The organism is Marinobacter fuscus, from assembly GCF_003007675.1.
GTDB classification, from domain to species: domain Bacteria; phylum Pseudomonadota; class Gammaproteobacteria; order Pseudomonadales; family Oleiphilaceae; genus Marinobacter; species Marinobacter fuscus.
The window spans coordinates 253,899-268,268 of sequence record NZ_PXNP01000009.1; the positions used below are offsets into that span (position 1 = coordinate 253,899).

13 protein-coding genes, 1 tRNA gene, 2 pseudogenes and 1 riboswitch are annotated in these 14,370 nt (G+C 55.4%); of the genes and pseudogenes, 5 read left to right on the forward strand and 11 right to left on the reverse strand.

All coding sequences use genetic code 11. From position 1 onward, the window contains the following. Positions 1–25: 25 nt before the first annotated feature. From C7H09_RS02225 to C7H09_RS02245, 5 genes are all read right to left on the reverse strand, one after another. Entirely contained in the window at positions 26–1,378 is a 1,353-nt protein-coding gene (locus C7H09_RS02225; RefSeq protein ID WP_106761011.1) for an APC family permease, read from the reverse strand. An 11-nt stretch (positions 1,379–1,389) separates the two neighbouring features. Further along, positions 1,390–1,743 carry a hypothetical protein gene (locus C7H09_RS02230; RefSeq protein ID WP_048496392.1) on the reverse strand — a complete coding sequence of 118 codons (354 nt, stop codon included), beginning with the start codon at positions 1,741–1,743 and terminating at the stop codon, positions 1,390–1,392. A 157-nt stretch (positions 1,744–1,900) separates the two neighbouring features. Beyond that, a complete protein-coding gene (locus C7H09_RS02235) occupies positions 1,901–2,650 on the reverse strand; it encodes a copper resistance protein B (RefSeq protein WP_106761012.1) in 750 nt (249 codons plus the stop codon). Next, on the reverse strand, positions 2,647–4,404 hold the full coding sequence (locus tag C7H09_RS02240) for a copper resistance system multicopper oxidase (protein WP_106761013.1): 1,758 nt from the start codon (positions 4,402–4,404) through the stop codon (positions 2,647–2,649). The genes C7H09_RS02235 and C7H09_RS02240 overlap by 4 nt, the downstream gene beginning before the upstream one ends. Before the next feature lie 84 nt (positions 4,405–4,488). Continuing rightward, on the reverse strand, positions 4,489–5,022 hold the full coding sequence (locus C7H09_RS02245) for a cupredoxin domain-containing protein (protein WP_106761014.1): 534 nt from the start codon (positions 5,020–5,022) through the stop codon (positions 4,489–4,491). Between the two features lie 199 nt (positions 5,023–5,221). Between C7H09_RS02245 and C7H09_RS02250 the strand changes: the two genes are divergently transcribed. Together C7H09_RS02250 and C7H09_RS02255 are read left to right on the forward strand one after the other, a co-directional pair. After that, positions 5,222–5,887 carry a response regulator transcription factor gene (locus C7H09_RS02250; protein WP_106761015.1) on the forward strand — a complete coding sequence of 222 codons (666 nt, stop codon included), beginning with the start codon at positions 5,222–5,224 and terminating at the stop codon, positions 5,885–5,887. Further along, on the forward strand, positions 5,874–7,208 hold the full coding sequence (locus C7H09_RS02255; RefSeq protein WP_106761016.1) for an ATP-binding protein: 1,335 nt from the start codon (positions 5,874–5,876) through the stop codon (positions 7,206–7,208). The genes C7H09_RS02250 and C7H09_RS02255 overlap by 14 nt, the downstream gene beginning before the upstream one ends. A gap of 434 nt (positions 7,209–7,642) precedes the next feature. Here the strand turns inward: C7H09_RS02255 and C7H09_RS02260 are convergent. Continuing rightward, positions 7,643–7,716, reverse strand: a tRNA-Gly gene (locus C7H09_RS02260). Between the two features lie 71 nt (positions 7,717–7,787). On the opposite strand from C7H09_RS02260, the gene C7H09_RS02265 reads away from it, so the two are divergent. From C7H09_RS02265 to C7H09_RS02275, 3 genes are all read left to right on the forward strand, one after another. Next, a complete protein-coding gene (locus tag C7H09_RS02265; RefSeq protein WP_106761017.1) occupies positions 7,788–9,500 on the forward strand; it encodes a potassium/proton antiporter in 1,713 nt (570 codons plus the stop codon). A 118-nt stretch (positions 9,501–9,618) separates the two neighbouring features. After that, positions 9,619–10,176, forward strand: coding sequence for a L,D-transpeptidase family protein (locus C7H09_RS02270; RefSeq protein ID WP_106761018.1), 558 nt, complete (start codon positions 9,619–9,621; stop codon positions 10,174–10,176). 236 nt (positions 10,177–10,412) lie between these two features. Then, complete coding sequence (locus C7H09_RS02275) at positions 10,413–10,694, forward strand: Lpp/OprI family alanine-zipper lipoprotein (protein ID WP_106761019.1); 282 nt, start codon at positions 10,413–10,415, stop codon at positions 10,692–10,694. 43 nt (positions 10,695–10,737) lie between these two features. Here the strand turns inward: C7H09_RS02275 and C7H09_RS02280 are convergent. The 5 genes and pseudogenes from C7H09_RS02280 to C7H09_RS02300 form a co-directional block, all read right to left on the reverse strand. Further along, positions 10,738–11,013, reverse strand: a pseudogene (locus C7H09_RS02280) (slipin family protein); the annotation flags it as partial. Between the two features lie 105 nt (positions 11,014–11,118). Continuing rightward, positions 11,119–11,811: pseudogene (locus C7H09_RS02285) on the reverse strand (NfeD family protein); the annotation flags it as partial. Positions 11,812–11,890: 79 nt separating this feature from the next. After that, complete coding sequence (locus C7H09_RS02290; protein ID WP_240616492.1) at positions 11,891–12,880, reverse strand: L,D-transpeptidase family protein; 990 nt, start codon at positions 12,878–12,880, stop codon at positions 11,891–11,893. Positions 12,881–12,998: 118 nt separating this feature from the next. Next, positions 12,999–13,568, reverse strand: a complete 570-nt coding sequence (locus C7H09_RS02295) for a TMEM165/GDT1 family protein (RefSeq protein WP_106761020.1) — start codon at positions 13,566–13,568, stop codon at positions 12,999–13,001. A 14-nt stretch (positions 13,569–13,582) separates the two neighbouring features. Then, positions 13,583–13,750, reverse strand: a riboswitch (yybP-ykoY riboswitch). A gap of 76 nt (positions 13,751–13,826) precedes the next feature. Next, entirely contained in the window at positions 13,827–14,252 is a 426-nt protein-coding gene (locus C7H09_RS02300; RefSeq protein WP_106761021.1) for a MarR family transcriptional regulator, read from the reverse strand. Between the last annotated feature and the right edge of the window lie 118 nt (positions 14,253–14,370).

The window sequence follows — 14,370 nt, forward strand, 5'->3', positions numbered from 1 at the left end:
CAATAGCCTCTCTTCCTGATTCAGATTAATGATGATGCGCATGACTCTCTTCCTGTTTCGCTTGCGCCGATTCCGGTGATCTTTTAAGGAAAATCTGCTCGGATACTGCAATCACGATCATGGTCACGACTGCCACGCTGATGACGAACGGGTCCGTATTAAGCTTTACCCAGACGAAGCCGCCCAGCGCCAAAAGATCCAACAAGATGGCTGTTGCTGGCACCCAGGTGTTGGCCTTAATGTCTTTGCGTAGATAACGGAGCACACCCCAGTGAATGGCAATGTCCATAATCAGATAAAACACGATACCCAACGCAGCAATGCGTGACAGGTCAAAGAAGGCGGTCAGAATCAGACCCAGGACAACGGTATACACCAGTGTGTGCTTCTGAATGCTGCCGGGCATCCCGAAATGCCGATGAGGAACCAGTTTCATCTCCGTCAGCATGGCCAACATGCGGGACACAGCAAATACACTGGCCAGAATTCCTCCCGCCGTGGCCATCATGGCAATCGCAACAGTAAACCAGACGCCGTATTCGCCGAGAGCGGGGCGTGCAGCAGCGGCGAGAGAGTAATCCTGCGTTTCGATAATTTCAGCCAGAGATAGATTGCTGGCGACCGCAAATCCCACCAGCGTGTAGATCACCACACAGGCGGCAATGGAAATCACGATGGCGCGCCCAACGTTTCGCTTTGGGTCTGTTACTTCCGAACCACTGTTGGTGATGGTCGTAAAGCCTTTGAACGCCAGAATCCCCAGTGCGGTTGCGCCCAGGAAGTTGCCCAGCGCTCCGGCTTCACCGGGCTCCGAAAAATCAACCGAGACTGAGTCGGCAATCCAGATCCCGACCAGACCGAAAATCAGTATGCCGCCGATTTTCAGGATCCCGATAAAGGAAGCCACCCCTTGAATCATCCGATTGCCCAGCAGGTTGATCAGAAAGGCCGCCAGAATGAGCGCCACGCCGAGAATGGGCACCATGCGGCCACTGTCATCCCCGCCAAAAAGTTGCATGGTGTAAGAGCCAAAGGTCCGGGCCAGGAAGCTCTGAGCGATGACCATGGAAAAATACATCAACAGGGCGTTGAAAGCCGTTGGCAGCCGGTTTCCGTAGGCCTTGTGCAGGTACATGCCGATACCGCCGGCGGAAGGGTAGGTATTGGAGATCTTGATGTAGGAATAGGCGCTGAAGCTCACAATCACCGCTGCAGCGAGAAAGGCCAGCGGGAATAGCACACCGGTCATCTGGGCCATCTGCCCGGTCAGAGCAAAAATACCGGCGCCAATCATGACGCCGGTACCCAGCATCACCGTCCCTGGCAGAGTGAGACTACCTTCCTGGTAGCGAGTGCTTCGATCTTCCTCCCTGCTCATTCAATCTCCTCTTATTTTTTCATGGGTGGAATCTTGGAACAGCAGAACGGCTCATGCTTGGCATTTGCCCGGACGTTGTCGTCGGTAAACCGGTACCAGGCCAGTTTGCGCCGGGTCCACCATCCGGTTTTCAATCGGCCACCGTAAGCCTTGATCAGTTCCAGTAATTCATCGACGGACCAGTGGGTTCCATCGTACGTCACCTGCAATGTGCCATTTGGCTTACGCTCGGCGAAATCAACGCATGGGTGGTGATTCAGATCGTGGATGAGCCCCTCCCACTGATCCTCTCCAAGCCCCTCGACGGTCATTTTTCGGCGCAACAAAAACTGCTCCTGGTTGGTTGCTTTGTGTGCTTTGGTCATGGGGTGACACCTCTCTTCCTGATGACTTCTCCCTGTATCAAAACACTTCAACCTGAACTGCGACTGAAAATGGACACATGCTTTCGGTGGATTTGAGTTACATCAAATCATAGACGAAAAAGGCCATCAGTTTCCCAATGGCCCTTCAACATCAACGTCAGAATGCAATTCGAGCGCCGATCACGGCAAACCAGTCTTCTGTGCTTCCGCCGCCGGTTTCAGCGAAATCCGCGGTATCACCGTATTTTTGTTCATGCACCACACCGACATAGGGCGAAAAGGCGCGATCAACCAAGTCATAACGCAGACGCAGCCCTGCTTCGGTGGACACCAGACCTTTGCCAACACCAATTTCACGATCCTCACTGAAGGCCACCGTTGCGTCCAGTGTCGCCGCGAGGATCCAATAATTGGTGAGCAATAATTCATACTCTGCGTCCAGCTCAGCGGACGTCTCACCTTCATCGCTCACATACAGGTTGGCATCAACCTCAAACCATTGGGGTGCAAGCCCAGCGACACCCAGTACGGCGTAAGTTCGATCCGGTCCTTCAGGGGTGTCAAAGCGAACACCCGCTTTGGCATCGAAGAATTTAGAGATGGGGATCTGGCCGACCAACTGGTTTTCCAGCGTTTCGTAGGCCTGCTCCTCTATTTCGTATTCGCCGGTTGTGAGCAACCGGACTTTAAAATCGTCGGTGCCATAAAAGGCATCCGCATTCCAGACGCCCAGTTCCTCATCATCGTCGCTGTAGCGGTATTCAAACTCCTCGAACTGAACCCCCCAAGTTGTGAGCGGCTGTTTACGAGCGGTAGTGTCAGAAATCATTTCCTGAGCTGTCACCGCCGTTGAGAAGCCAACAGAGGCAATAAGACTGACTGCGACAAGTGATCGAATACAGCTCATACCTCACCTCCATCTTCAGCAATCGCGTCTGTTTTCGCCTGGGTTGAATCCGGGCCACCTTCGACAATCACCTTACGGAACATTCCGGCCGCCGCGTGGTAGGAAAGGTGGCAATGGAACGCCCACTGCCCCGGGGCATCGACTTCGGTTTCCATGTACACAGTGGTGCCCGGATTCACGCTCACAGTGTGCTTGATGGGATTCCACTGGCCGGCGCCGACGTCCAAAATCGACCACATGCCGTGCAGGTGCATTGGATGCGTCATCATGGTTTCGTTAACAAACTTGAAGCGGACCCGCTCACCGTATTTCAGACGAATCGGATCGGCGTCTTCATACTTGACGCCATTAATGCTCCAGGTGTAACGCTCCATATTGCCGGTCAGGCGAAGCTCGATTTCCCGGGTCGGTTCGCGGTCTTCATACAACGGATCCTGAGCCTTCAGGTCGGCGTAAGACAGAAATTTACCGCCATTAGCAGCTTTGGGCATGAGGCCACTGCCCTTGGCATAGAAAGGATCGCTTTTATCTTCTTTTCCCATCGTCATGGAACCATGGTCCATACCTTCCATATTGGAATGATCCATGCTGTCCATGTTGGAGTGGTCCATTCCCTCCATTGAGGAGTGATCCATCCCGGACATATCTTCTGAGCTGCCCATATCCATGCCTCCATGATCCATCCCCGCCATGCTGCCATGGTCCATACCGGGCATACCGCTCATGTCTGCCATAGTCAGGCGCGCCGGATCACGCAGTTGCGGAACAGCCGCTTCCATACCTTCTTCGGGGGCCAACGTTGCCCTGGCATAGCCGGAACGCCCCATGGATTCAGCGAAAATGGTGTAGGCCTGCTCATCTTTCGGGTGGACGATCACATCATAGGTTTCCGCCACACCGATCCGGAACTCGTCCACGTTAACGGGCTGAACGTTGTTGCCATCGGCCTGTACAACCGTCATGTCCAGACCGGGAATCCGTATGTCGAAGTAGGTCATGGCCGAGGAGTTGATGAACCGCAGCCGGATGCGTTCGCCCGGCTCAAAAAGCCCAGTCCAGTTCTGGTCCGGCCCCTTACCGTTGATCAGACCCGTAAAGCCTTGCAGGTCCTCAACGTCCGCTTTCATCATGCGCATGTCGCCCCAGGCCATCCGGTCTCGGACCGTATTCATCAGGCCATTCTTTGACGCGTCCGAGAAAAACTCGCCCACGGTTTGCTGCTCGCGGTTGTAATAGTCCGGCATCATTTTCAGGTTGCGCATGATGCGGTCACCGGAATGGGGGTGTTTATCAGTCAGCTGTACCACGAATTCACGATCGTAGCGGAACGGCTCACGGCCCTCGGGCTCAATGACAATGGCACCATAGGCCCCGTCTGGCTCCTGAAAACCAGAGTGGCTATGAAACCAGTAGGTGCCTGCTTGCTGGATAGGGAATTCATAGGTGAACGTTTCACCCGGCTTGATGCCAGGGAAACTGATACCTGGCACACCGTCCTGATTGAAAGGCAGGATCAGACCGTGCCAGTGAATGGACGTCATCTCATCCAGGTTGTTGGTCACATTGATCTTGACGGTTTCACCTTCCTTGAAGCGCATCACCGGTCCCGGAGATGCACCGTTATAGCCAATACCTTCTTTCACGAAATCGCCGGTATCAATTTTTACCCGGTCGACCGTAAGGTCGTACTCACCGGCCAGAACCATGGCTGGCATCAGCAGGCTCAAAAGCCCTGTCAAAAAGCGTGGTTTCATCTGTGTTGCTCCGAACTACACGTCATTGAAGCCGGGCCGAGAAACGTGTCTCAGCCCCGCGCTCGCGGACCTCAGTTAAGCGAGTTACTCGAAATTGACCTCACCGTACATCCCGGCCTGATAGTGGCCCGGCACGTTGCAGGCAAATTCGATATTGCCTTTATCAGAGAACTTCCATACCACTTCTTTACTTTGGCCCGGTTCCAGCAACACGCTGTTCGGGTCGTCATGCTTCATGGAATGGCCATTCCCCATATCCATATTCATCATGTCGTGGTTCAGCTTGCCGCCCTGGATGACGCCATGCTCAACCATCATCATCATTTCCTCTTGATGAGCTTCGTGCATGTCGGGAGTGCCAACACTGAACTCATGGACGAGGTTTCCCTTGTTCTCCACCACGAAGCGAACGGTTTCACCCGGCTTTACACTGATTTCTTCGGGTTCGTAGTAGTTGTCGTACATCTCGACAGTTACGGTTCGGCTGGCCTCCGACGCTTTGCCAGGTTCACCGCTTGTAGCGCCGTGCCCGTGGCCACCATCATGGGCGCCAGCCGCAAACGCTGTTGCCGACATTGAAAGCGCCATACCCGCTACGAATAGTTTTGATGCATTCATCGTTTTATCCTCTGTAAAATATTGCTCGAAAAACACTGCCGGATTGAGCCCCAATCTTGAGCAATGTCCAGAATCGGTTGTTACCTTCTCTCACTAACCTGAATTCTTTCTGAAAAACTCGAACTATTTTCCGTTCAGGCTGAATTCAGGTTAATCAGTCACACTTTCGACCGCGGACCATACATAGAAGGAAAAACTCATGCGTTTACTGCTCGTCGAAGATGACCGCTTGCTTGCTGAGGGCCTGGTCAGGCAGTTGGGAAAAGCAGGTTTCAGCGTTGATACAACTCCCAGTGCCCGAGAAGCCGTCGTTCTGGGTGAGCAAGAGGATTACCGTGCTGTTGTTCTGGACCTGGGTCTACCTGATGCCAACGGGCTGGACGTATTGAGAAAGTGGCGAACGAATCACGTCAGCTGTCCGGTCTTGATTCTGACCGCGAGAGGCGATTGGCAGGATAAGGTTAACGGCTTAAAAGCCGGGGCAGACGATTACCTGGCAAAACCTTTTCAGACAGAAGAGCTAATCGCACGCCTCAACGCACTCGTGCGTCGAAGTGAAGGAAGGGTCCATGCTCAGGTTAAAGCCGGCCGCTTTGAACTGGACGAAAACCGCCAGAGTCTCAAGATGGACGACGGCGTGGAACATACACTTACCGGCACCGAATTCCGGCTGCTACGTTGTTTGATGAGCCGCCCTGGCCACGTCTTTTCCAAAGAACAACTAATGGAACAGCTTTACAACTTGAATGATAGCCCGAGCGAAAACGTCATTGAGGCGTATATTCGGAGGTTAAGGAAGCTAGTGGGCAGCGAAACCATCTCAACACGACGCGGCCAGGGGTACATTTTTAATGCGATTCCTTAAAAAGCCCGCCTCCGTAAAAGGAACGTTGCTTGCGCTGTTACTGCCCGCCGGGATTGGTCTGATGGGGATAGCGTGGTTGGTCCATGGTTTGCTACTCGAACGAATGTCCCGGGAATTCGTTGAAAGCCGACTGAAAGACGAAGTCGCTTTCCTGGAACACCAGATTCGCGACGCGGACGGTCAAGTTGACACTCTCCAGACGGGTGATTATTTCCAGGATGTTTTTCATCATGCCTTCGCCATACATACACCCGAACACACCATCATTTCACCGGCTGCCTGGGAGCCCCTATTGAGGCCCCTGATCGATAACCAAGAGGATGGAACTCTTCGCGTAGAGGATGCCGAAAACCCTGATACTCCCTCAGACATTCTCGCCTACCGAAAGTCTTTTCAAATCGACGAAACGCCCATCGTCGTGATCGTATCTGAGGATCTGGGTGCGCTGAAACGCAGCCAGGCAGCACTGCATGCCTGGACCGCCGTCGTATCCATTCTGTTGATCATGCTCCTGGTAGCCGTCCTCTGGTTCGGTATCACGTTATCTATGCGACCCGTTGTAACACTGAAAGCCGCATTGAAAAGACTTCAGGATGGCGAGATCTCCCGAATCAACGTTCAGTCTCCAGAGGAGTTTCACCCCCTCGTTCTTCAGCTAAATCAGTTGCTGGACTCCTTGGATCAGCGACTGGAGCGCTCACGAGAAGCTCTTGCAAATTTGTCTCATAGTGTCAAAACCCCCATCGCAGCAGTTCGGCAGATACTGGAAGATGACACCCGTCCCCTCGACACTAACCTTAGGCGCCAGATGGCGGAGCGATTAGACGATATCGACAAGCAACTAGAGGCGGAAATGCGCCGAAGCCGTTTTGCCGGGCCTCAGGTTGGGAAAAGCGCTTATCCCCTAAAGCAGGCACGGGATCTTCTGTGGATGCTCGGGCGCTTGTACCCCGAAAAGTCGTTTGAGCTATCGAGTTCCCTGCCTGATGATTGCCGCTGGCCGATAGAAGAGCATGACTTGAATGAAGTACTGGGTAATCTGCTCGACAATGCCGGAAAGTGGTCTTCACGATGCGTAGAGCTGTTGATAGAACAAGGCAGTGATTTAAAACGAATCGTTGTTACCGACGATGGTCCAGGGGTTGATGAGGACAATTTGGACAGCTTGGGCCAGCGGGGACTGCGACTTGACGAGCAAACACCCGGGCACGGTCTCGGCCTTGCTATCGTCCGGGATATAGTGACCCGCTATGAGGGCAAAATCAGCTTTACGGCGGAACCGCAACGCGGCTTGTGCGTTACGATCGAGTTTTATAGGTAATTTAGATCAACCGATATAGAAGGTTGGATGCTGGCCACTCAATTCCTTTCACGGGCACTTAACTTGAACAGAGGCTCAGGTGCTTGCTCCACTTAGCAGATTATACCTCGCGGTCTTCTGACAAAAGGTGACTGCTTGTTCTTCCAGTCGTTACAGCGCTTGCCCGGCCGGCCCCAGCCAAAATTACAAAAATCTGACATCACAAAACTCTAAGCCCGACGCAAATACCGATATCAAGGCACCGTAAAAGGTCGGCTTTGTGGTCAATTCGATCGTTTCTGAATGTTCGCCTTTGAAATTACCATACAAGCCGCTATACACAACGGGCCCCGAGGTACAAGGATATACACGGGCGTGTAAAGACATTAAGCTTACTTAAGCGATTGAAAAAGCGGAGTTTTAAGAAGGTATCAGGATGTGTGCGGGTATCGGTTTGGAGCGGGCGATGGGAATCGAACCCACGTCGTAGGCTTGGGAAGCCTCTGCTCTACCATTGAGCTACGCCCGCCTGCATAATGAGTGCCACAGCAATATAGGCCCGAACTCGCATTTCGGGCAAGTCTTTTGGTCTGGAGTCTGATGGATCCTACGCTTACCCTGATTGGTGCCCTGATGCTGGTGATCAGCATCGTTTTGAGCCCCTTGTCCAGCCGGGTCGGTATGCCGGTGCTGCTGATTTTCCTGGTGGTCGGTATGCTGATGGGGGAGGACGGCATCGGGGGCATCGAGTTCGATAACTTCGAGCTGGCGTTCCTGGTGGCCAACCTGGCCCTGGGGGTAATCCTGCTGGATGGCGGCATGCGCACCCGGGTGGAAACCTTTCGGGTGGGGTTGCGGCCCGCATTGGTGCTGGCCACCGTGGGCGTGGCCCTGACCGCAGGTGGGGCCGCCATTGTGGCCTGGTGGGTGTTCGACCTGCACTGGCTAATGGCGCTGCTGATCGGCGCGATTATCTCCTCAACCGATGCCGCTGCGGTATTCTCGTTGCTTCAGGGGCGCGGCCTGAACCTGAACGAACGGGTGAGCGCCACCCTGGAAATCGAATCGGGCAGCAACGACCCGATGGCCATCTTCCTTACCCTGATGCTGGTAACGCTTATTGCCAGCCATGAAGAACACGCCCTGCTACAGGGCCTGCTGATGCTGGTGCAACAGTTCGGTATCGGCACCGTCGCCGGGGTTATTGGCGGCTTTTTGGTGGTGCAGCTGGCCAATCGGATTCGGCTAACCCCCCCGCTGTACCCTCTGCTGGTGGCGGCTGGCGGTATCGCGGTATTCTCGGCCACCAACTTCCTCGGCGGTAGCGGCTTTCTGGCCATCTATCTGGCGGGTGTGGTGATTGGCAACCGGCGGGTAAAAATGATGCCGATGATTCTGCAGGTGCACGACGGGCTGGCCTGGCTGGCACAGCTGTGCCTGTTCCTGATTCTGGGGTTGCTGGTGAACCCGTCGGATCTGATTCCGCTGGCTGGTGCTGGCCTGGTGCTGGCACTGACGTTGATTTTCATCATTCGGCCGGCGGCAGTGCTGCTTCTGCTCTGGCCTTTTGGCTTCAATCGCCGGGAACTGGGCTTTATCAGCTGGGTCGGGTTGCGCGGTGCGGTGCCCATTGTGCTGGCCCTGTTCCCGGTGATTGCAGGCCTTCCCGATGCCCAACTGGTGTTCCATGCGGCCTTCTTTATTGTGCTGGTCTCGCTGCTGGTACAGGGCACCACCATGACACCCCTGGCAAGATGGCTGAAACTGGAAGTGCCTGCCGGAGACGAGCCGTTCCGCCGCCTGCCACTGGATGCTCCCGCCACGGGTGATCACGAACTGATGCTGTTCCCGCTGCGGGGTACCAACTGGGAGACTCCCAGGGCGCTGGGGCAGCTGCGGTTACCAGACAACACTGCCGTAGCCGGTGTATTTCGCAACCGAATATGTCTGCAGCCAACCAAAGATCTGCAAGTCTCGTCCGGCGATGTGGTGGCCATGTTCGCCACCCCTTCGGTGTTAACAGATCTCGGCAAAGCACTGAGCGGCCGCCAGGCACCAAGGCACCTGGCCGAGCGGGCGTTTTTCGGGGACTTCGTGCTCAATGGCGATGCCCTGTTGGGGGATGTCGAGCAGGTGTATGGCATCGAGATTGAAGAATTTCCAGCCGAGCTGTCTCTGGCCGAGTGCTTTGCCCGGCGCACCAAAGGCCATCCGGTGGTGGGCGACAAGGTGGTTCTGGGCCCGGTTACCCTGGTGGCCAGGGCCACCGATGCCGACCGGGTAGTGAAGGTTGGCCTGAAAATGGATGACTGAAACACACCGGCAGCCATGAATCGTTAACGTCGGTAACACAATCAGCGAGCAACAGTGCCAGCGGATATGATATAAATGATGAATAAAATTTAGTCGTTCCAAGAGCCCTGTATCCGCCATGACTTTTCGAGCACTGTTCGCCCTGTTTCTGGCGCTGACAGCCGTGTCTGCCCATGCATCTGAACTCATCGCCCGGGCCGACACCCGCATGCTGCCGACGCAAACAGACACAAACAGCATTAACGACACTCAGACAGTTACCGAAGTGCTGGTGCGCAAAAGCGATCGGCGCCTGGTCTTGCTAAGCAATGACAAACCGGTACGCAGCTACCGGATTTCTCTGGGAGACAACCCGGAAGGACACAAACTGTACGAAGGCGACAAGCGAACACCTGAAGGCGAGTATGTCCTCGACTGGCGAAACGCCAACAGTGATTTTTACAAATCCATCCATATATCCTACCCCAACCCCGAAGACCGTGAGCTGGCGGCGGCCTGGGGCCTGAACCCCGGAGGCAGCATCATGATCCACGGGCTGCCCAACAATGCCGGTGACATGGCGTTCGCCTACGCCGGGCTGGACTGGACGGATGGCTGCATCGCCGTCAACAACGAAGCTATGGATGAAATCTGGCAGCTGGTTCAGAATGGCACGCCTATCCGCATCCTGCCGTAAACGGCCGCTCTGCCGAGGATGGCAATCATCTTGTCCGGTGCATGAACCGCAGATTAAGTTGCTGTCATAAGCTATGGAAAATTACGTATCCTTAGTTAACATTTCCGCTCAGAGTGTTTTACACTGTTTTACGACGCCGGTAGTCAAAGGGTCTGCCTATCGGGCCGAGTAGAAGGAAGCCGTCTTTATCGGTTTCCGGATCACAGGAAATAAAACGACCAATAAGGGGATTTACAATGCGTAAACTGACGATCGCGGGTTTTGCACTGGCTACTGCTCTGACTGCAGGCTGTGCCACTACCGATCAGAACGGCATCGATGAAGCGAATGCAACTGCCAGCTCCGCCGAGCAGACTGCTAACAACGCACTGAATACTGCTAACAGCGCCGCCCGCGACGCTCGTACTGCCCAGAAGACTGCTGAAGAAGCACTGGCTGCTGCCCGTGCCGCTCAAAAGTCTGCTGATGAGGCAAACGAGCGCGCCAAGCGTATGCTGCAGCGTGCCAGCCAGAAGTAAGGCTGCCGTTTAGCGAAAAAGGCCGGTTTAACCCGGCCTTTTTTTATTTTCCCTGTCCGCTTTTGTTTTCCGGCCCCGATTGTCCGGGTGGTTGCTTGCCGGACGATTCCATAAAGGTCTTCATCAAATCCATCGGCAACGGAAAAACAATGGTCGATGAATTGTTGTTGCTCATATCCGCCAGGGTTTGCAGATATCGCAGCTGCATGGCACCTGCATCCTCCGACATCACCCGGGCAGCCTCAACCAGCTTTTCTGACGCCTGCAGCTCACCCTCTGCATGGATGACCTTGGCCCGCCGCTCGCGTTCTGCTTCCGCTTACCCGTACATGGCCGCCGTAGCCCTCTTGGTTGGCGGTAAACTCATCCAGCGTGAAACCCCGCTCATGAACCATCTGTTCACTGCCGCTAACGGGGGGCTGGCAATGACGTTCTTTTCCAGGGCTTCGCTCGCCCCCAGGTTCACCGCTTCGCGAACTGCCTGTTCTGCCCAGTCGGCATTGCGGTTGTGTCGTTCTGCCAAGCCACGGATGTAACTGACGGCGTCTTCCAGAACCTTGCGCTCCATGGCGGTGTCACCCCGGCGCTTGGTGTTGTCAGGCGAGGTTCCGGACCCCGAATTCTCACTCTCGCGGTCGGCGTCTGGGGCAGAGTCCGGCTCCGGTGTGCCCGGCAGCCCACCCATCTGCACAGGCGTTGCGGAGCCAAGATTGGTGGCCGGTGCCATAGCGGCAATATGGCTGGCGTAGAGGATATAGGTTCCGGCACTCGCGGCGCGGGCGCCCTGGGGTGACACATAGGTCGCTACGGGCACCTCGGACGCTAGAATGGCTTTGACGATTTCCCGCGTGGAATCCATCAGACCGCCAGGAGTGTCCAGTTCCATCACCAGTAACCCCGCATTCTCTTTCTCGGCCCGCTCTATGCCCCGGGAGATGTAATCCATGGTTGCCGGGCCGATCGCACCTTCCACCGAAAGCACCAGCGCCACAGAACTGCGAACCTGCTGCGCTTGCGCCTGAAGGGCCATCACCAGCGCAAGAACAGCGCCAGCAACGAACAGGATTGTCCAGGCCGCGAGTGCTCGGGGTCGCGGTCGGTTTCCGGATGTATTCATCAACACATCGTGCCCTCCCATAGATTTGGCAGGGCCTGATTGCCGGATCGGTATCCGGTAGCCTTAAGCAGCTACCCGATCAGAAGTATAACGTTTGCTCCGGCTGGCCTTCAGGCTCTGCCCCGGGTGATGACGCACTTTCGTCTGCCGCCATCCGGGTGAGTTTTTCCCCCACCATAATGGGTAAGCCATTCGCCTGATCCACGGCAATTTCAATGGATTTTCGGCGCACCTGGACTTCCGGGTGCTGCTGGCGGAACTGATCAACTTTCTCACTCACTTGCTGCCACAGGCGCTCCCGATCCCGGGCAGAGTACTCTTCATGGGGCCGGTGCACCTCTAACCAGACCTCTCCACCGGATATACCGATTTTGACCGGTTCCCGGATCACCTGAACCGGCGTTCCTTTACCCACCTGGTAGACAAACCGGGAAATGTCCTCGTTGTACATCCGGAAGCAACCATGGCTCACGGCCATGCCCACGCCAAACTGCTTGTTGGTGCCGTGAATCAGATAGCCCTTTTCGCTCAACAACAAGGCATGGGTACCCAGCGGATTACCCGGGCCGGGCGGAATCATTTTAGGCAGATACTCACCAGAGGCCTCATACTCAGCGCGAATGCTCGCAGGGGGATACCAGGCAGGCGACTCCAGTGGCATGGTCACCTGAGCCTTGGTTAAGGGCGACGGGTTCTCTTCAGTGCCGACCCCCACCGGGTACACCTGAACGCCTTCCGGCGAGAAGTAATACAACCGGTATTCCGCCAGATTGATCACGATACCCTCCCGGGCTACATCCGGCAGCACGTAATGTCTGGGCAGGGTAATCAGCGTACCCTCACCGGGCAGCCAGGGGTCGACGCCGGGATTGGCCTTCACCAGTTCAAGAAAACCCAGAGCCTGCTCATTTCCGATTCCGGCAAAGGTATCCTCATATACCGTACTGAACACCTGTAACTCACCCGCCAGATCGCCATCCGGCTTGAATGTTGGCACACGCGGCGCACGATCCGGAGCACTTTCCACCCTGGCGGCTGCGCTCTGCGGCTGACTGGATGCCTGTGCCATCGCGGGCAGGGCAAGGGCCATACCCAGCATCAGGAACAAACCGAATTTCCACTGCATAACTCACGATTCCCGTAGGTTTCTGAAACACACGGCCCATGCTGACAGACCGGCAACCGGCTCAGGAGTTCATTAACACTGTCCGGATCGTCATAATGGCCAAAGCAAAAAACAGAAAACTGGCCGTCATCCGGATCATCGTCAACGGTAAGCGCTCCATCAACCAGCGCCCTGCCATGATAACCGGGACGTTCGCCAGCAGCATGCCGATAGTTGTACCGATGATAACCCAGACAACATCGGTATATCTTGCCGCCAACAGGACGGTCGCGACCTGGGTCTTATCGCCGATTTCCGCCAGAAAAAACAGAACCGTTGTGGCGGCAAACGCCCCGAGCCCCATCCAGGGCGATTGCTCAAAGGTGTCTTTATCCGGAACCAGCAACCAGAGCGCCATGATGATAAAACTGGCGACAAGAATCCAACCCAACCAGACCTCGGGCAACCGGTTGGCAACCCAGGAGCCCAACCAGGCCGAAAGCGCATGATTAACGACTGTTGCGACAAGAATGCCGAAAATAATGGGGGTTCGTTTGCCATACCGGGCTACAAGAACCAGAGACAACAGCTGGGTTTTGTCGCCGATTTCAGCAATGGCAACAGCGAGGGTCGATGCCAGAAACGCATCCATAATGCAGAACCTCAGGGCGGAGCAAGACAGACAAGAGACAGCCCACCTTCCGCCCACTGGAGATGTTCTGCCTCAGGTCTTGCCAATTCCGGTCCGGAACACGATGACCATGCAGATTGAGCTGCAAGTATGTTGATCATCGTCCACCCCGCAGTACGAAGTGGAGGCTACTCCCCCGAAGGAGTGGCCATACTAGAGCATGGTGACAAATAGTGCAATCGGCCAGCGGAGGGCGCAGGCGCCTCTGCTCATCGCAGCTTATTTCTGCTGTTCGGCGTTTTCCATAATGGTATTGAACACGTCCAGCGCGTTGGCGATCTGGGCATCAGACAGGCCCGCCAGCATTTCGTCTCTAAGCACATCGGCCCGCGCACTCAACTCTTCCATAAAATCCTTACCGGCATCGGTCAGATGCAAACGGCGCGCACGGCGGTCATTGGGGCAGAGGCGACGTTCAATCAGGCCTTGCTGCTCCAGGCTGTCCAGCAACCGTACCAGCGTCGGGTTTTCAATGGCCATCAGGCTGGCCAGCTCACGCTGGGTCAGACCTTCACCGCCTTCCTGCAGGTACACCATGGTGCTCCAGCGGGCCTGGGTAACGCCCAGGTCTTTCAGCCGTTCGTCCAGCATTTTTCGCCACCGGCGGGTAACCCTGGCGACTGCAAAGGGAAACTGATCTCTCATGATTCAATACTCCTGGTGGCACTCCGGCATGGACTCATAAGCACCACCCCGAAAACCGACAAATGAATAACCTTGTTCAACGCCTAACACTAGCAAGCTAACCGTTGACATAAAAACA